This window comes from Kribbella sp. NPDC026611 (assembly GCF_040638345.1).
Taxonomy (GTDB): Bacteria; Actinomycetota; Actinomycetes; order Propionibacteriales; family Kribbellaceae; genus Kribbella.
In genome coordinates this window covers 379,148-396,120 of the sequence record NZ_JBEZYC010000004.1, presented here as the reverse complement: position 1 = coordinate 396,120, position 16,973 = coordinate 379,148, and the positions used below count along the sequence as shown (strand labels likewise).

Here is a 16,973-nt window from a genome sequence, read left to right as displayed (position 1 = left end):
CCTCTCAGTTCTGGACGGCGGCGCCGGAGGCGAACAGGTCAGCCAGGTCGGTGATGCCCCAGTCGGTCAGTGCCTCGCGGGTGTGTTCGCCGGGTCGCGCGGGTGGGCGGCCGAGGCTGGTCGGCGTACGGTCGAAGCGGGGCGCGGGCGCGGCCTGCCGCACCCGGTGGTGATCGACAAAGGTGCCGCGGGCAACCAGATGCGGATGGTCGCCCGCCAGCGGCAGGACCGGTGACACGCACGCGTCCGAGCCCTCGAACACCGCGGTCCACTCCGCCTGCGTCCGCTGCCGGAACGTCTCGCTCAGCACCTTCCGCAGCTCCGGCCACTGCGACGGGTCGTTGCGATCGGGTACGTCGATCCCGAGCCGCTCGACCAGCTCCGCGTAGAACTGCGGCTCGATCGCCCCCACCGCCATGTGCTCGCCGTCCGCGGTCTCGTACACGTCGTAGAACGGCGCGCCGGTATCGAGCAGGTTCGTCCCCCGCTCCTGCCGCCACGCCCCCGCCGCGAGCGCACCGAGCAGCATCGTGGTCAGATGCGCCGAACCGTCCACGATCGCGGCGTCCACGACCTGTCCACGGGCCGTGAGCTGGGCGTCGTACAGCGCCGCGAGTACGCCGATCACGAGGTACAGCGACCCGCCCGCGAAGTCGCCGAGCAGGTTGGCCGGCACCTGGGGCGGACCACCGGCCCGCCCGATCAGATGCAGCGCGCCGGACACCGCGAGGTAGTCGATGTCGTGCCCAGCGGTCTGGGCGAGCGGCCCGTCCTGTCCCCAGCCCGTCATCCGGCCGTAGACAAGCCGCGGGTTGATCGCATGACAGTCCTCCGGCCCGAGCCCGAGCCGCTCGGCCACCCCGGGCCGGAACCCCTCGATCAGTACGTCGGCCTGCGCCACCAGCCGCCGTACGACGTCGATCGCCGCGGGCTGCTTCAGGTCGAGAGCCGCGCTGCGCCGGCCGCGGTTGACCAGGTCCAGCTCGGGCGGACCCATCGAGATGCCGCCGCCGGGGCGGTCGATCCGCAGTACGTCGGCGCCGAGCTCGGCCAGCAGCATGCAGGCGAACGGCGCGGGGCCGAGGCCGGCCAACTCGACCACCTTCACGCCTTCGAGTGGACCCATGCCCGCTATTGTGACAGTCCCACTGTCACGGTCGTCAAGCCAACCTGCGCGCCCCGGCAAGCGCGGACAGCGGAAACGCGACGCTGAGCGCGAGCACGATCACCAGCGCGGCCGACCAGCCGGGCTGCTCGCTCTGCAGATGGCCGAGGTGAAAGACGAAGTGCGGCGCCGCATACGCGAGGTAGGCGAGCAGCGCGACGACGGTCAGATACCGCTCGGGCCGGATCGCCGCCGCGGTCAGCACAATGCCGATCCCGACCGACGCGAGCCCGAAGTCGTGGAACAGGTGGTCGCTGTACGGCGGTGTCCAGTCGACGGTCGGGACGTGGTCGTAGAACGTCTTCGGCACGATCGCCAGCCAGAGGCCGAGGATCAGCTCGTAGGCGGCGAAGACGATGAGTACCGCGCGGATATAGGTCTTCATGCCAGGTACTCCGCGAAGGTCAGGGTCCCGTACTCCGGGCCGTCGACCGTGGCCTTGCCCTGTGCGAAGGCGCGGAAGATCTTGCCGGGGAGGCGCAGCGGAACGACTGGCCGGCGTACACCTCTGGCCTGCTTCCACAGCTTGGCCAGCTCGGTCACGGGCAGGCGCTCCGGGCCGCCGATGTCGGGTGCCCGGCCTTGGACGGCGGGTTGAGCGGCCAGCTCGGCGAGGCGTACGGCGACCTCCTCGACCGCGATCGGCTGGAGCGTGATCGTCGGAGCGAGCAGCGCCGGGAGGAACCGTTCGGCGCGGAAGACCAGGTCGATCAGGTCGTGGAACTGCGTCGCGCGCAGGATCGTGTACGGCACCCCGGACTCGGCGACGACACGCTCGGCCGCGAGCTTGGCCCGGTAGTACGGCAGGGGGATCTGGTCGACACCCGCGATCGACATCGCGATGACGTGCGCCGTGCTGGGCGCCACGCTGAGCAGGTGGCGGGTCTGGTCGACATCGCGGCGGCCCTGGCTGGTTGCAAGGTGCACGATCACGTCGACGCCGTCGGCAGCGGCGGCCAAGCCGGTCCCAGCGTTCAGGTCGCCGACGACGCGGTCCGGGCCGGGTGTGCGGCTGAGGATGCGGACTTCGTGGCCGGCTGCGCGGAGCTGTTTGACAGCCGGCCTGCCGAGGGTGCCGGTGCCGCCGGTGACGAGGATGGATTTCATCTGGTGTCCTTTCGGTCACCAGCTCTGATCCGGTAGCCCTCCGATTTGTAACAGCTGGTTCGCTGCGAAGGCGAGTTTGTCCGGGTTCATCACGAAGGACAGGTCGCGGAGGCCGTCCGGGCCGAAGTCGAAGAAGCAGATCGCGACCAGGCCATCTGAGCCGATCGCAATCACTGCGGGTTCACCGTTGGACTCGGCGAAGTACGGCGTGATGCCAGCGCCGAAGCGCTGCAGCGTGCCGATGAGGTACCGCGCGACGCGTTCGCGCCCGTGGATCGGGTTGCGGGCCGCGTTGACCTTGCCGCCACCGTCGGCCGTGGAGACCACGTCCGCGGCAAGCAACTGCTCGAGCTCGCGCAGCTCGCCTTGCTGAGCCGCCGCAAAGAAGTGCTCCACGACCTTCCGCCACCCCGCCCGGTCCACCGGCTGCCCCGCGTCCGGCGGGGATGCGCTGCGGGTGTGAGCTCGCGAGTGGCGATGCGTCGGCTGGCTCGGGAGGACAGTTGGCGGGCGTTGGGTTCTGTGGTGCTGAGTAGATCGGCTACCTCGCGGTGGGTGTAGGCGAAGGCTTGGTGGAGGACGTAGGCGGCTCGCTCGGCAGGCGTGAGGCGTTCGAGCAGCAGGAGCAGTGCGAATGACACGGACTCGCGCTCGGTGGCGAGGTCGAGAGGGCCGTCGGGGAGGCCGGTGAGCACCGGTTCCGGCATCCACTCCCCCACGTACGTCTCGCGACGGGCGCGGGCCGAGGTGAGCTGCTTGAGCGACAAGTTCGTGACGATCTTCGCGAGATACGCGTCGACGTCGCGCACCGAAGCGCGGTCCGCGTCCTGCCAGCGCAGCCACGCATCCTGCAGGATCTCCTCGGCGTCGGTCGCCGTACCGGTCATCCGGTAGGCGATCCCGAACAGCCGCCCGCGGAGGCGCTCGAAGTCGTCCACGGGGTCAGTGTGGCAGGAAGGTCTCCGCCGCTCGCTGGACCTTCGCGTACTGCTCGGTCCACTCGTCGGCGCTCAGCGCACCAGCGTCTTTCCCGCCTTGGCCGTCGATCAGCTCGCGCACGATGTCCGCGTGGCCGGCGTGGTGGGCCGTCTCGTCGACAGCCCGCACCAGCAGCGCGCCGAACGTCGTACCGCGCTGTCCCTCGGCCCAGTGCGGGACCTCGGCCGGGTGGTCCAGCTCGAGCTCGGCGATCGACTCGTCGCTGTGCGCGCAGGCAGCGCGGTACAGGTCCGTGAGGTACTCCGTCGACTCAGACGGGAGCGCCCACATGTCAGCACCACCCCAGACCGAGCCGTCCTCCTCCCACGGCAGCTGCTTTGCCGGTGGACGGCCCACGCTCGTGCCGAGGTAGACGTACTCGATGCCGGTCAGGTGCTTGACCAGCCCGAGCAGGTTGGTGCCGGAGGGGACCAGCGGGCGGCGGCGGTCGTACTCGCTGATGCCGTCGAGCTTGGCGAGCAGCAGCCCGCGGGTCTCCTGGAGGTACATCTGCAACTCGAGCTTCACGGTGCTCCTGGTGGGATGAAGGGGACGGACGTGGCGCCGGTTTCGATCAGTCGCAGCAGCGCGGCGGTGTCGGCGTACTCGTCGATCAGGTCGGCCAGACGGTCCAGGCGGGCTTCGCGCAGGGCCGCGAAGGACACTGTGCCGTCCGGCGCGGGCTTGCCGGTCAGGGTCGCAATCTCGCGCAGGAAGGCGTGCCGGCGGGTGTCGTCGTCGAGCAGCCCGTGCCAGATCGTGCCCCAGACGTTCCCGGCGCGGCATCCACCCGGGAAGTCCTCAGCCTCACCCACGACGTCCACCACCCCGTGGTGGATCTCGTACGCCGTGGGCGCCGGGCGCGCCAATGTCTTCTGCCGGTGGAAGGTAGTGGCCACCGGCAACAAACCCAGTCCGGGGTGATCGCCGCGGGTCTCGATACCGTCTGGATCGTGGACGAATGATCCCAGTAGTTGGTACCCACCACAGATTCCCAGAACTGGTTTGCCTTGGTGAGCCCGCGCAGTGATGGCCTCGGTCAGGCCTTGGGTCCGGAGCCAGGCCAGGTCGGAGACCGTCGCGCGGGAGCCGGGGAGGACGACCAGATCGGCGTCGCGGACCTCGGTGGGGCTGGTGGTGAAGAAGACGTGGTTGGTGGGCTCGACAGCCAGTGCGTCCAGGTCGGTGAAGTTGCTGATCCGCGGGAACCGCACCACCGCGATCGTCAACGCGTCCGCCGACGAGGTCCGCCGCAACGGGATGTCCAACGCGTCCTCGGAGTCGAGCCAGAGGTCCGGCAACCACGGCAGTACGCCGTACGTCGGCCGGCCTGTGACCCCGGTCAGCATGTCGATCCCCGGCTGCAACAGATCGGCTTCACCCCGGAACTTGTTGATCAGAAACCCGCTCACCAACGCCTGATCAGCCGCGTCGAGCAGCGCGATCGTCCCGAACATCGACGCGAAGACACCGCCCCGATCGATATCGCCGACCACAATCACCGGACACCGAGCGTGCTGCGCGAGACCCAGGTTGACGTAGTCCGACCGGCGCAGGTTGATCTCGGTCGGGCTGCCCGCGCCCTCGCAGATCACCACGTCGTACCGGGAGGCGAGATCGTCGTACGCCGCGAACGCCGCCTTGGCCAGTTCGGCGCGCTCGGTGAGGAAGCCGCGGGACGAAAGCTCGCCCCACGGCTCCCCCATCAGCACTACGTGGCTCCGGCGGTCGCTCCCCGGTTTGAGCAGGACCGGGTTCATCGCGGCCTCGGGCTCAGCCCGGGCCGCGACAGCCTGGATCCACTGCGCCCGGCCGATCTCGGTGCCGTCGGCGCAGACCATCGAGTTGTTCGACATGTTCTGCGCCTTGTACGGCGCCACCCGCACGCCCTGCCGGGACAGCCAGCGGCACAGCCCGGTGACGACCGTGGTCTTCCCGGCGTCGGACGTCGTACCGGCGATCAGGAGTGAGCCCACGGCACCACCCTAAAGGGCACTACTCAGGCGGCTCGTCCTGAGGCCGTCGGTACGGCGGTACGTCGGTGCTCGGGATCCGCGGACTGGCGCCCTGGAACCGAGTGCCGCCGGTGGCGGACAGCGGTTTGGCGATGTTCTCCAGCGACTGACCCTCGGCGTCGACGCCGAAGAACCAGGCGATGATCCCACCGATCAGCATGATCCCCGCACCGATGATGTAACCGACGGTCAGCGGTCCGCGGGCCGGGTGGTCACCCGATCCGATCAGCGACGCGAACAGGTACGGCGCGATCACGCCGCCGGTCAGCTGCGAGATCGCGAAGAAGAACGAGATCGCCTGCCCGCGGAGCTCGATCGGGAAGATCTCGCTCACCGTCAGGTACGCCGACGACGCGCCCGCCGAGGCGAAGAAGAACACCACGCACCACAGCCCGGTCAGGGAGGCCGCGTTCAGCGACCCGGCGTTGAACAGCAGCGCGGTGACGAACAGCACCACGGCCGAGACGGAGTACGTGGCGAGAATCATCCGGCGCCGGCCGATGGTGTCGAACCAGTGCCCGAGCAGCAGCGGACCGGCCAGGTTCCCGATCGCGAACGGGAAGAAGTAGATCGCGATACTCGAGTCGCTCAGCCCGAAGTACGCCTTCAGGACCAGCGCGTAGGTGAAGAAGATCGCGTTGTAGAGGAACGCCTGGGTGACCATCATCGAGAAGCCGAGGAACGACCGGCTGCGGTAGTCGCGCAGCATCACCCGGGCGATCTCGCGGTAGGTCACCGGCGGGTAGTCGATCAGCTGGATCGCCTCGTCGTCGCGGACCGCCCGCAGCTCGCCACCCTGCCGGCGGACGGTCTCCTCGATGTCGTCGACGGTCCGCTCGGCCTCCTCGACCCGGCCGTGCGTCATCAGCCAGCGCGGGCTCTCCGGGATGTGCCGGCGCAGGAAGATGATGACGAGACCCATCACCGGGCCGATCAGGAAGCACAGCCGCCAGCCCCACTCGATCGGGACGATGTCCTTGTTCAGGAAGACCAGGCCGACCGCGGACCCGATCAGCGCGCCGGCCCAGTAGGTGCCGTTCACGCCGATGTCGACGCGGCCGCGGTACTTCGACGGGATCAGTTCGTCGATCGCGGAGTTGATCGCGGCGTACTCACCGCCGATACCCATTCCGGCGACGAACCGGAAGATCAGCAGCGACCAGATGTCCCAGGACAGGCCGGCCAGACCCGAGGCGATCAGGTAGACCAGCAAGGTCACGATGAACAGGCTGCGCCGGCCCAACTTGTCGGTCAGGCGGCCGAACACGAGTGCTCCGACCACCTCACCGGCCAGGTAGATCGACGCCATCAGCCCGACCTCGGACGTGGTCAGGTGCAAGGTCTGCGGTTCCTTCAGGACGTTGCCGACCAGGGAGACCAGCTGGATCTCCAGACCGTCGAGGATCCAGGACACCCCGAGACCGACGACGATCATCCAGTGGAACCGTGTCCAGGGCAGCCGATCCATCCTGGCCGGCACCAGACTCGGGATCGCCCGTCCGTGTTCCAGCGCGTGCTCGCTCATCCGTTGCTCCTCCCTCAGTGGACCTCCAAGGCCCGTACCCAGGGGGTGACGAACCTCAAACCCTGGGTCATGACGAGCGGTGGTTACAGTGGCCGCATGGAGAACGAGATCAGCGTGGTGGACGCCAAGGACCACAGCCGGTACGAGGCGCACGACGCCGAAGGCAACCTGATGGGATTCGTCGACTACCGGTTGTACCCGGGCGTCATCACCTTCATCCACGCCGAGACGCTGCCGGACTACCGCGGCCACGGTGTGGCGGGCAGGATCGCCACCAAGTCGCTCGACGACGCGCGGGCGCTCGGCCTCCGGGTCAAGCCAGCCTGCCCGTTCTACCAGAGCTTCCTCGAAGAGCACACGGAGTACGCCGACCTGGTCAAGCACCACGAGCAGGACGCACAGTGACGGCGCCGGTCCTCGGCAAGCTGGAGTGGCAGCCCGCCGCCGACGTACCGGAGCTGCTGGCGGCGCCGGTCCGCGACACTCTCGGTGACCTCCCGGCGTACGCCGTTGCGATCGACCCGGACCTCGCGGACACCGCGGCCTTCTGCGCGGAGTACGACGTACCGATGGCCGCCTCGGCGAACTGCGTGATCGTGCTCGGCAAGCGTGCCGGCGAGGAGTCGTACGCCGCGGTGCTGGTGCTGGCCACCGACCGGGCGGACGTCAACACCGTGATCCGTAAGCACCTGGGCGTCCGGAAGATCTCGTTCGCCGCGCAGGACGACGCGGTCGCCTCGACCGGCATGGAGTACGGCGGGATCACGCCGATCGGGCTGCCCGCGGACTGGCCGGTGCTGGTCGACGAGGCTGTCGTCAAGGCCGGGCCGGTGGTGATCGGCAGCGGGATCCGCGGGTCGAAGCTGCTCGTCGACGGCAACGACCTGGCGAAGTTGCCCATGGCAACAGTGTTGGACCTGGCGCAGCACTAGATGGAGCAGCGGGACTGGCCGTCGGAGTACGCGGAGCTGACCGCGGCCGACCGGCGCGCGCCGCTCCCGCCGAGCGAGCTGGATCGGCTGGCGGTCGCCGCCTTCGTCCTTGGTCATGATGACGAGGTTGCGGCGTACCGCGAGCGTGCCTATGAGGCGCACCTTGCCGCCGGTGACGTGGTGGCGGCGATCCGCAGCGGCTTCTGGCTCGGGTTCCATCTGCAGAAGCGAGGCGAGCTGGCCCGGGCCGCCGGCTGGCAGGCACGGATCGTACGCCTGGTGCCGGACGGCGACGAGCAGCTGCGTGGGCTGCTCACCATGGCCGACGCTGCCGGGCGGATGTACTCCGGGGACGCGGCCACGGCACTCCCCCTGTTCGAGGAGAACCTGCAGTGGGCGACCACGCCGGACACCATCACGCTGGCCAACCTCGGCCGCGGGAGCTGCCTGGCGATGCTCGGCCGGGGCACCGAGGCACTTGCCGCGCTCGACGAAGCGATGGTGCACGTGACCAGTGGCCGGGTCGGACCAGAGGTCACCGGTATGGCGTACTGCTCGGTGATCGCGATGTGTCTGGACCGGTACGACATCCGGCGCGCGCAGGAGTGGACATCCGCGTTGACCGGCTGGTGTGACGACCAGGCGGGACTGGTGCCGTACCGCGGTGCTTGTCTGGTACATCGGGCTCAGATCCTGCAACTGCGCGGTGCCTGGTCGGAGGCCGCGGGCGCTGCGGAGGATGCCTGTCGGCGCCTTTCCCCTGGCACGGTCGGCTCGGCTTGGTACCGGCTGGGCGAGGTCGAGCGGCAGCGCGGGCACTATGAGGCGGCGGAACGCGCGTACCAGACCGCGGCTGCGGATGGGATGGATGTGCAGCCGGGGTTGGCTCGTCTCCGGGCTGCGCAAGGTCAGGTCGGAGCTGCCATCGCGGGGATCGAACGTGCGCTTGCTGAGCGATCGCCCGTGAATCGCCCGGTGCTTCTAGCTGCCCAGGTGGAGCTGGCGATCGACTCCGGGGATCGGGAGATGGCCCGGAGGGCAGCCACCGAGCTGAACGAGTTGGCTAGCGCTGACTCGCCGTACCTGCGGGCGCTCGCGGCGTACTCCGAAGGCGCGGTGCGGGTGGCCTGTGGGGACGCGCAGGGTGCGATCCCGTTGCTACGGCGGGCGTGGACGTTGTGGCAGCAGCTGGAGATGCCGTACGAAGGTGCGCGCACCCGCCTCCTGGTCGGGCAGGCGTGTCGCGCGCTGGGTGACGTCGATGCCGAACAGATGGAGCTCGACGGGGCCCGAGCCGTGTTCGAGCGGCTCGGTGCCGTGGCGGATCTGGCAGCGCTCGATGCGTCGGATCACAGCGGCCTGAGTCCGCGGGAGCTCGAGGTACTGAAGTTGCTGGCGACCGGGGCCACCAACCGGGCAGTGGCCGAGCGCCTGTTCCTCAGCGAGCGCACGGTCGCCCGCCACGTCAGCAACATCTTCGGGAAGCTCGGTGTCTCCAGCCGGGCCGCTGCGACGGCGTACGCGTATGAGCACCACCTGACTGGGTAGAAATGACCAGTGCCTGCCGACCGACGTTGGCGTGGTCGGTGGATGTGCTCGGTGTCTGCAGCGGCCTACCTTGAAGTCATGGTTGGGATTGTGGTGATCGGGGCGGGACAAGCCGGGCTGGCGGCCGGCTACTACCTACGCCAGGCGGGCGCGGACTTCGTCATCCTTGACGCGCACGAGCGCGTCGGTGACTGCTGGCGGGAGCGGTACGACGCGCTCCGCCTCTTCAGCCGGCCGCGGTACGCGAGCCTGCCGGGGCTGCGGATCGGCACGCAGGACTGCCCGACCCGGGACGAGATGGGCGACTACCTCGACCGGTACGCCGCCCACCACGAGCTGCCGGTGCGGACCGGCGTACGGGTGACTCGGTTGTCCCGCGACGACGACGGCTTCCTGGTGGAGACGACGGCCGGCGATTGGCGCGCCGAGCAGGTGATCGTTGCTACTGGCATGCATTCGAAGCCGCGCCGGCCGGCGTTCGCCGACGAGCTCGACCCCGCCATCGTGCAACTGCATTCGCTGGACTACCGCAACCCGGGTCAGTTCACCGACGGCACCGTGCTGGTGGTCGGCGCGGCCAACTCCGGGACCGACATCGCTTTGGAGGCAGCGAAAACCCATCGCACCATGCTCGCCGGCCGGCATCCGGGTCAGGTCCCGGTCGACATCGACTCGACCGTCGGGCACCTGTTCACGCCGATCATCATGTTCCTGTTCCGCAAGGTCCTCACCCGCCGTACGTCGATGGGCCGCAAGGCGATCGCCAACGCCGAGCAGAACGGCCTCCCGCTGACCCGCAACAAGCTCGCGGACCTCGATGCAGCCGGCATCGAGCGGGTCGGCCGGGTCGACGGCGTACGCAACGGGCAGCCGACCGTGGACGGCGTCCCGCTCGAGGACGTCTCGACCGTGGTCTGGTCGACCGGTTCCGGTCCGGACCACAGCTGGATCGATCTGCCCGTCTTCGGCGCCGACGGGCGACCGCGGCACGATCGCGGAGTGTCGCCCGACGTCCCGGGGCTAAGCTTCCTCGGACTCGACTTCCAGTACTCGATCGCGTCCGCGAGCATCCAGGGAGTGGCCCAGGACGCCCGATATCTGGTCCGAAAGGTATCGAATCGCAGATCCCGGAGTGCCGATCGGCCAGTTGCCGTGGACAGCGGGTAGCGTTTCGGGCTGAAATGGGTGAGTGGCTGGGTGCGGGGCGGGGTGAGTGAGCAGGTGACGGTGAGTGGCGGCGATGGTGGTCCGACCGCCCTCCGGATCATGCTCGGCGGACAACTGCGGCGGATGCGTGAATCCGCCGGGATCAGTCGCGCCGACGCGGGCTGGCAGATCCGGGCGTCCGAGAGCAAGGTCAGCCGGATGGAGCTCGGCCGGGTCGGGTTCAAGGAGCGCGACGTCAGCGACCTGCTCGAGCTCTACGGGCTGGCCGACGAGACCGAGCGGTACCGCTTGATGGAGCTGGCCCGGGCCGCGAACAACCCGGGCTGGTGGTCGCGGTACGGCGATGTGATGCCGAGCTGGTTCACCAACTACGTCGGCCTCGAGGTCGCCGCGCAGCTGATCCGGACGTACGAGCTGATGTTCGTGCCCGGGCTGCTGCAGACCGAGGACTACGCCCGGGCCGTGGTCCAGCTCGGCAACACGTACCTGCCGGCGACCGAGGTGGACCAGCGGGTCGCACTTCGGGTGACCCGGCAACAGATCCTGAACCGGGCCAACCCGGTCCGGCTCTGGGTGGTGATCGACGAGTCCGTCCTGCACCGCTCGGTCGGCGGCGAGAAAGTGATGCGGGCACAGCTCGAGCACCTGATGATGTGGGCCGAGCAGCCGAACATCACGCTGCAGGTGATGCCGTTCAGCAGCGTCGGCTACCCCGGAGCCGGCGGCGCGTTCAGCATCCTCCGGTTCCCGGAGGGCGACCTGCCGGACATCGTCTACATCGAGCACGCGACCAGCGCGCTGTACCTCGACAAGCTCGAAGAGGTCGACGAGTACGTCGCGATCATGGAGGCGCTGACCATCGCGGCCGCGCCGGTGTCACAGACCGAGAGCCTCCTGAAAGAGGCCCTCGGCCGGCTCTAGCGCACCCCGCCACCCCGGCCAACCCCCCCAGCCCACACGAGGGGATATCCCTTCGACTTGAGGGTTCTCCGTTGGTGTGAGAGGGGAGAACCCTCAACTGGCGGGGTGATCCCCTGGTGTGGGAACGGCGGGCGGGCGGTGGGGGTGCCGGGAGTGCGGGTGGTTGCCGGGTGCGGGGTGATGCGCGGTGTGTGGGGTGCCGGGCGTTGTGGAGCGGGATGGGTGGTTCAGGCGACCTTGAGGTCGACCTTGATGTTGCCGCGGGTGGCGTTGGAGTACGGGCAGACCTCGTGCGCCTTGGCGACCAAGTCCTCGGCCGCCGCGCGGTCGCCGACACCGGGCAGGCTGACCACGAGCTCGACCTCGAGGCCGTAGCCGGCGCCGCCGTTGATCGGGCCGATGCCGACCTCGGCGGTGACGGTCGAGCCGTCGGCGTCCTGGCGCGCCTTGCGCGCGACCAGCTTGAGTGCGCTGTGGAAGCAGGCTGCGTAGCCGGCGGCGAACAGCTGCTCGGGGTTGGTGCCGTTGCCGTTGCCACCCATCTCGACCGGCGGCGCGACGGTGACGGCGAGCTTGCCGTCGCTGGTCGCGACCTTGCCGTCCCGGCCGCCGTCGGCGGTCGCTCGGGCGGTGTACAGAACCTTCTCTACTGCAATCGTCATCTTGTCTCCTGGGAGGGAAATGTTGTTCAGCGGGAGGGGTCGAGCAGCAGCTTGCCGATGGTCTTGCGGTCCCGCATGTCCTGGTGTGCCGTGGTGGCGTCGGAGAGCGCGTAGTCCCCACCGACGATCGGGCGGAGCTTGCCGCTCGCGGTCAGCTCGAACAGCTCCGCCAGCGCCGTGCCGAACTGTTGCGGGTCGCGGAGGCAGTCGACCAGCCAGAACCCGGCGACCGTCTTCGAACCCTTCATCAGCCGAGCGGGCTCGAGCGGCTTGGCGGCCTGCCGGGACGCCGCACCGAAGGTGACCAGCCGGCCGAACGGCGCGAGCGCGGCGAACGACTCGTCGAAGGTCGGGCCGCCGACCATCTCCAGCACGATGTCGACCGGCTTGCCGCCGTTCGCTTCGAGGATGCGGTCCTTGAGACCCTCCGGCGTACCGTCGATCGCGACGTCGGCGCCGAGCTCGAGGGTCTGCTTCCGCTTCTCCTCCGACGATGCCGTCGCGATCACACGGCCGGCGCCCCACAGCTTCGCGAGCTGGATCGAGAGGTGGCCGACGCCACCGGCACCGGCGTGGACCAGGACGGATTCACCGGCCTGCAGGTGCGCAGAGTGCTTCAGCATGTACCAGGCCGTGGTGCCCTGCACGATGAGCGCGAGCGCCTGGCCGTCGGTGACGGCGTCCGGCACGTCCCAGGCGCGGGTCGGGTAGATGAGCGCCTTCTCGGCGTACCCACCCGCGCCCACCAGCGCGACCACCCGGCGCCCGTCCGCGGTCCGGCCGACGACCTCACCGCCGGGGATCAGCGGGAGCTCAGCCTTGGAGAGGTAGCTGTTCTCGACCTGGTGGGTGTCCGCGTAGTTGATACCGGCCCGGTCGACCGCGATCAGGGCCTGGCCGTCGCCGGGAACCGGCTCCGCCACGTCGCTGACCGTCAGGACCTCGGGTCCGCCGAACTCGGTGATCTGAATGGCTCGCATACACCGTACTATACACTGTACGTTAGGAACTGCGAAGGGAGCTGGGTCACATGGCGCGGACACCGCGGAACACGCTCAGCGCCGACCTGATCGTGCGGACGGCGCTGGAGTTGATGGAGTCGAAGGGCACCGACGCCTTCAGCCTGCGCGGGGTCGCGGCCGAGCTCGGGGTCGGCCCGATGGCGCTCTACACCTACTTCCGGAACAAGGACGACCTGTACGACGCGGTCCGCGACCACCTGATGGGTCTGCTGCCCGCCGTGCCCGCCGACGCCGCGTGGCCGGACCAGGTCCGCGCCGTCTGCCGGTCCCTCCGGCTGCTGATGCTCCAGCATCCTTGCCTGGCGCAACTACTGGCGAGCCGGCCGTTGAGCGGCCACGAGACCGCCCGGGTCGCGGAGGGGCTGCTCGGCGTGCTGCGCTCGGCGGGCTTCGACCCGGAGACGGCAGCCCGGACCCACACCACGCTCTTCACGTACGTGCTCGGGGCCACCACCTGGGAGATCCAGATGGCCGCCGAGCGCCGAGACCCCGAGGCGTGGCGCCGCCTGCGGACGTCGATGGAGTCGCTGTCCGCCCGAGACTTCCCCACCGTCGTCGAGCTGGCCCCGGAACTAGCCCGCACCACCGGCGGCAACGACCAGTTCAACTACGGCCTGGACCTGCTACTGGCGGGCCTCACAAAGAACAAAGAAGAAGAGGGCTATTCAGAAGTCCCGGGTGAGGTCTTCGAGGAAGAGATTTAAGGAAAGACCAAGAAAGAAGAGGGATTTGGAGTGGCGGCTGGCTTCAGTGGTCAGCTGCTGGTTTGACTGTTCGGCCAGCCACCACTCTAAATCTCTTTGAGGGTTATTCAGAAGCCGCCAGCCGAGTGTTTGTTGACCGTCTGTTCGTAGTCGGTGAGGTCGTGGTACTTGCTGCGTTTGTACCGGACAGTGGCGGTAGATCCGCGACACGGTCGGCTGGCTGATCCCGTACAGGTCCGCGAGGACCGTCTGACTGAGGTTCTGTCGTAGGTACAGCAGCACAGCACCACCTGCCGACACAAGCCGAAACTCCAATTCTTCTATTGCGGTGGGCCGATGTGCGTTCTGACACGCTGGCGTCGCGTGGCTAATCTCCCAGTCGGTCGCCGAAGCCGGCCACCACTCTAAATCTCTCTTCTTTCCTCTGATCTTTTCTTTGATCTCTTCCTTGAAGGCGTACTCGGGACTTCTGAATAGCCCTCTTTCTTTTTCTGCTCTTCTTCTTCAATCTCAGAACAGCATTGTGATGATGGCGAGGATGCCTATGCAGACGATTAGGGCGCGTAGGGCGATGGGTGGGAGGCGGCGGCCGTAGCGGGCGCCTAGGAAGCCGCCGATGGTGGAGCCGACGGCGATCAGGGCGGCGGCGAGCCAGTCGATGTCGTGGACGATGATGAACAGGATCGCGGCGACCGTGTTCACGACCGTGGCGAGGACGTTCTTCAGACCGTTCATCCGTTGCAGGTTCGAGTCCAGGCCGAGGCCGAGGATCGCCATCAGCAGCACGCCTTGCGCGGCACCGAAGTACCCGCCGTACACACCGGTCAGGAAGACCGCGGGGATCACCCACCACGCGCCGCGGTGCACGTGCGACGGGACGCTGATCCACCGGGACAACCACGGCTGGAACGCGACGAGCAGGCAGCCGAGCAGGATCAGCACCGGTACGACGGCGTGGAACGCGGAGTCGGGCAGCGTGAGCAGCAGAACCGCGCCGACGATCGCGCCGACGAGGGACGCCGGGATCAGCCGGAGCATCCGGCCGCGCTGGCCCTCGAGCTCGCGCCGGTAGCCGATCGCGCCGGCCGCCGTACCGGGGGCGAGACCAACGGTATTGGTCACGTTGGCGAGCACCGGCGGGATGCCGACGGCAAGCAAGGCGGGGAACGTCAGGAGTGTGCCCGAACCCACCACGGCGTTGATCGTGCCTGCGCCCATCCCCGCCAGCAGGACGAACAGCCCCTCGAACCATGTCATCGCTGACCGACTCTACGCACCTGACTTGTCAGGCGCAGGTCGGTCCACTTCCTGAGCAACAAAAGGCCCTCCCGGAGGGTTGCTCCAGGAGGGCCTTTCGAGGTGGTTCAGCGTTGCGGCGGCTCCGCGGCCGGCGGCTCGGCGGCCGGGGCCGAGTCCTGCGCCGGCGCCGGGATGCTCGGAGCAGCGGCCTGGCTGCGGGTGCTGACCGCGGCGGACTCGGCGGCAGCGATCGCCTCGCGCACCGCGTTGTCGGCCTCGGCCACCGCGGCCGGAGCCGCGGCCGAGTCGAGCTCCGCGACCTCGCCGTTCGACAGCTCCGGCGCGTGCCAGTCCCCCTCGGCCTTCTGCGCGATACCGGCCACCTGGCCGACCGCGCTGCCCAGACCCTTGAGGGCGTCGCCGATCTCGCTCGGCACGATCCACAGCTTGTTCGCGTCGCCCTGGGCGATCGACGGCAGCATCTGCAGGTACTGGTACGCGAGCAGACCCTGGTCCGGCTTGCCGGCGTGGATCGCGTTGAAGACCGTGGTGATGGCCTGCGCCTCACCCTGCGCCTTCAGGATCCGCGCCTGCCGCTCGGCCTCGGCCCGGAGGATCCGGGACTGCTTGTCACCTTCGGCGGTGAGGATCGCGGACTGCTTCTGGCCCTCGGCGGACAGCACGGCCGACTGCCGCATACCTTCCGCGGTCAGGATCGCGGCGCGCTTGTCGCGGTCCGCGCGCATCTGCTTCTCCATCGAGTCCTGGATCGAGGGCGGCGGGTCGATCGAGCGGAGCTCGACCCGGTTCACCCGGATGCCCCACTTGCCGGTCGCCTCGTCCAGCACGTAGCGGAGCTTCTCGTTGATCTCCTCGCGAGACGTCAGCGTCTGCTCCAGATCCATGCCACCGATGATGTTTCGCAGCGTCGTCATGGTCAGCTGCTCGATGGCCTGGATGTAGTTCGAGATCTCGTACGTCGCCCGGACCGGGTCGTTCACCTGGAAGTAGATGACGGAGTCGATCGACACCATCAGGTTGTCCTCGGTGATGACGCCCTGGGGCGGGAACGCGACGACCTGCTCGCGCATGTCGATGGTGTAGCGGACCTTGTCGACGAACGGGGTCAGCAGGTTCAGCCCCGGCTGCAGGCCGGTCTTGAACTTCCCGAACCGCTCGACGATGCCGACGGTCTGCTGCTGCACCACCCGGACGGACTTGACCAAGGTCACGATCACCACCAAGGCAACCAGTGCCAGCACTACGAGGAACGCGGTCACATGACCCTCCACTCGATGGAACCCTAAAGGCACGGACAGTCTTCCGTATCGACGGGGCCAGGCGCCTCCCGGTTCCCGGCGCGTCGTGCGGCGAAGTGCTGTTGTCCCTCAGTTCGACAGTACTGCTGTCACGGTGTCACTCAACAACCGCTCGGTAACAGTCAGGCCTGCGGCGGATCGGTGGGCTTCGGCGCGGGCGTTTCGGGCGTGTTGAACTGGTGGTGGAGCGGGTCGCCGACCGGGTAGACGACGGCCGTCGCGCCGTCGATCGACATCACCTCGACCCGGGTGCCCGGGGCGATCGTCGACACCTCGTCGTACGGGCGGGCGGTCCAGAGCTCACCGCTCAGCCGGATCGAGCCGCCGCCGTCCGGGTGGATCTCCTTGACCACGGTGCCCGTCCGGCCGATGACATGCGCGGAACCGGTCTTCAGCTCCCCGCCGTGGTGCATCTTGCGCACCAGCAGCGGACGGATCGCGCCGAGCATCGCGCCGGCGGTGATCAGCCCGATGACGATCTGCAGCCAGAGCAGTCCGGGCAGGAACGCGGCCACCCCGGCGGCGGTGAGCGCACCGGCGGCCAGCATCAGCAGCGTGAAGTCGAGCGATGCCAGTTCGGCCAGCCCGAGGACGGCGGCGATCGTCAGCCACGCCGCCCACATGTTGTCCCGCAGCCAGTCCATCATTTCCCAAGCCTATCCACGTTCG

The 16,973-nt window shown here is 68.6% G+C and carries 19 protein-coding genes and 1 pseudogene; 6 read left to right on the top strand and 14 right to left on the bottom strand.

Annotated elements, in window-relative coordinates; translation table 11 throughout:
* Nucleotides 1–4: 4 nt before the first annotated feature.
* From AB0E69_RS18990 to AB0E69_RS18955, 8 genes and pseudogenes are all read right to left on the bottom strand, one after another.
* The gene (locus AB0E69_RS18990) at nucleotides 5–1,126 is read right to left on the bottom strand and encodes a CaiB/BaiF CoA-transferase family protein (protein ID WP_360147040.1); all 1,122 of its coding nucleotides are present in this window, start codon (nucleotides 1,124–1,126) and stop codon (nucleotides 5–7) included.
* A 34-nt stretch (nucleotides 1,127–1,160) separates the two neighbouring features.
* Entirely contained in the window at nucleotides 1,161–1,550 is a 390-nt protein-coding gene (locus tag AB0E69_RS18985; RefSeq protein WP_360147037.1) for a hypothetical protein, read from the bottom strand.
* The gene (locus AB0E69_RS18980; protein ID WP_360147034.1) at nucleotides 1,547–2,272 is read right to left on the bottom strand and encodes an SDR family oxidoreductase; all 726 of its coding nucleotides are present in this window, start codon (nucleotides 2,270–2,272) and stop codon (nucleotides 1,547–1,549) included. The genes AB0E69_RS18985 and AB0E69_RS18980 overlap by 4 nt, the downstream gene beginning before the upstream one ends.
* Before the next feature lie 15 nt (nucleotides 2,273–2,287).
* Nucleotides 2,288–2,668, bottom strand: a complete 381-nt coding sequence (locus AB0E69_RS18975; RefSeq protein WP_360148542.1) for a hypothetical protein — start codon at nucleotides 2,666–2,668, stop codon at nucleotides 2,288–2,290.
* A 137-nt stretch (nucleotides 2,669–2,805) separates the two neighbouring features.
* Nucleotides 2,806–3,159, bottom strand: a pseudogene (locus AB0E69_RS18970) (sigma factor); the annotation flags it as partial.
* Nucleotides 3,160–3,214: 55 nt separating this feature from the next.
* On the bottom strand, nucleotides 3,215–3,778 hold the full coding sequence (locus tag AB0E69_RS18965; RefSeq protein WP_360147031.1) for a DinB family protein: 564 nt from the start codon (nucleotides 3,776–3,778) through the stop codon (nucleotides 3,215–3,217).
* Nucleotides 3,775–5,226: a cobyric acid synthase gene (locus AB0E69_RS18960; RefSeq protein ID WP_360147028.1), complete on the bottom strand. Its 1,452-nt coding sequence runs from the start codon at nucleotides 5,224–5,226 to the stop codon at nucleotides 3,775–3,777. The genes AB0E69_RS18965 and AB0E69_RS18960 overlap by 4 nt, the downstream gene beginning before the upstream one ends.
* Nucleotides 5,227–5,245: 19 nt before the next feature.
* Complete coding sequence (locus tag AB0E69_RS18955) at nucleotides 5,246–6,790, bottom strand: MFS transporter (RefSeq protein ID WP_360147025.1); 1,545 nt, start codon at nucleotides 6,788–6,790, stop codon at nucleotides 5,246–5,248.
* Between the two features lie 96 nt (nucleotides 6,791–6,886).
* Between AB0E69_RS18955 and AB0E69_RS18950 the strand changes: the two genes are divergently transcribed.
* From AB0E69_RS18950 to AB0E69_RS18930, 5 genes are all read left to right on the top strand, one after another.
* Nucleotides 6,887–7,195 (top strand): GNAT family N-acetyltransferase, encoded by a 309-nt coding sequence (locus AB0E69_RS18950; RefSeq protein ID WP_360147021.1) that lies wholly within the window; start codon nucleotides 6,887–6,889, stop codon nucleotides 7,193–7,195.
* A complete protein-coding gene (locus AB0E69_RS18945; protein WP_360147018.1) occupies nucleotides 7,192–7,722 on the top strand; it encodes a YbaK/EbsC family protein in 531 nt (176 codons plus the stop codon). Before AB0E69_RS18950 ends, AB0E69_RS18945 begins: the two co-directional genes overlap by 4 nt.
* Nucleotides 7,723–9,270 carry a LuxR C-terminal-related transcriptional regulator gene (locus tag AB0E69_RS18940; protein WP_360147015.1) on the top strand — a complete coding sequence of 516 codons (1,548 nt, stop codon included), beginning with the start codon at nucleotides 7,723–7,725 and terminating at the stop codon, nucleotides 9,268–9,270.
* 78 nt (nucleotides 9,271–9,348) lie between these two features.
* The gene (locus AB0E69_RS18935; RefSeq protein ID WP_360147012.1) at nucleotides 9,349–10,437 is read left to right on the top strand and encodes an NAD(P)/FAD-dependent oxidoreductase; all 1,089 of its coding nucleotides are present in this window, start codon (nucleotides 9,349–9,351) and stop codon (nucleotides 10,435–10,437) included.
* Between the two features lie 99 nt (nucleotides 10,438–10,536).
* Complete coding sequence (locus AB0E69_RS18930; RefSeq protein WP_360148510.1) at nucleotides 10,537–11,358, top strand: helix-turn-helix transcriptional regulator; 822 nt, start codon at nucleotides 10,537–10,539, stop codon at nucleotides 11,356–11,358.
* A gap of 227 nt (nucleotides 11,359–11,585) precedes the next feature.
* On the opposite strand, the gene AB0E69_RS18925 is transcribed toward AB0E69_RS18930, so the two are convergent.
* Both AB0E69_RS18925 and AB0E69_RS18920 read right to left on the bottom strand, forming a co-directional pair.
* A complete protein-coding gene (locus AB0E69_RS18925; RefSeq protein WP_360147009.1) occupies nucleotides 11,586–12,020 on the bottom strand; it encodes an organic hydroperoxide resistance protein in 435 nt (144 codons plus the stop codon).
* Between the two features lie 26 nt (nucleotides 12,021–12,046).
* The gene (locus AB0E69_RS18920; RefSeq protein ID WP_360147006.1) at nucleotides 12,047–13,000 is read right to left on the bottom strand and encodes an NADPH:quinone oxidoreductase family protein; all 954 of its coding nucleotides are present in this window, start codon (nucleotides 12,998–13,000) and stop codon (nucleotides 12,047–12,049) included.
* A 50-nt stretch (nucleotides 13,001–13,050) separates the two neighbouring features.
* Between AB0E69_RS18920 and AB0E69_RS18915 the strand changes: the two genes are divergently transcribed.
* Nucleotides 13,051–13,746, top strand: a complete 696-nt coding sequence (locus tag AB0E69_RS18915; protein ID WP_360147003.1) for a TetR/AcrR family transcriptional regulator — start codon at nucleotides 13,051–13,053, stop codon at nucleotides 13,744–13,746.
* On the opposite strand, the gene AB0E69_RS18910 is transcribed toward AB0E69_RS18915, so the two are convergent.
* From AB0E69_RS18910 to AB0E69_RS18895, 4 genes are all read right to left on the bottom strand, one after another.
* Nucleotides 13,708–14,028 carry a transposase family protein gene (locus tag AB0E69_RS18910; RefSeq protein WP_360147000.1) on the bottom strand — a complete coding sequence of 107 codons (321 nt, stop codon included), beginning with the start codon at nucleotides 14,026–14,028 and terminating at the stop codon, nucleotides 13,708–13,710. The genes AB0E69_RS18915 and AB0E69_RS18910 overlap by 39 nt on opposite strands.
* Before the next feature lie 228 nt (nucleotides 14,029–14,256).
* Nucleotides 14,257–15,003: a sulfite exporter TauE/SafE family protein gene (locus tag AB0E69_RS18905; protein ID WP_360146997.1), complete on the bottom strand. Its 747-nt coding sequence runs from the start codon at nucleotides 15,001–15,003 to the stop codon at nucleotides 14,257–14,259.
* A gap of 107 nt (nucleotides 15,004–15,110) precedes the next feature.
* Nucleotides 15,111–16,265, bottom strand: coding sequence for an SPFH domain-containing protein (locus AB0E69_RS18900; RefSeq protein ID WP_360146994.1), 1,155 nt, complete (start codon nucleotides 16,263–16,265; stop codon nucleotides 15,111–15,113).
* A 161-nt stretch (nucleotides 16,266–16,426) separates the two neighbouring features.
* Nucleotides 16,427–16,951 (bottom strand): NfeD family protein, encoded by a 525-nt coding sequence (locus AB0E69_RS18895; protein WP_360146991.1) that lies wholly within the window; start codon nucleotides 16,949–16,951, stop codon nucleotides 16,427–16,429.
* Nucleotides 16,952–16,973: the final 22 nt, after the last annotated feature.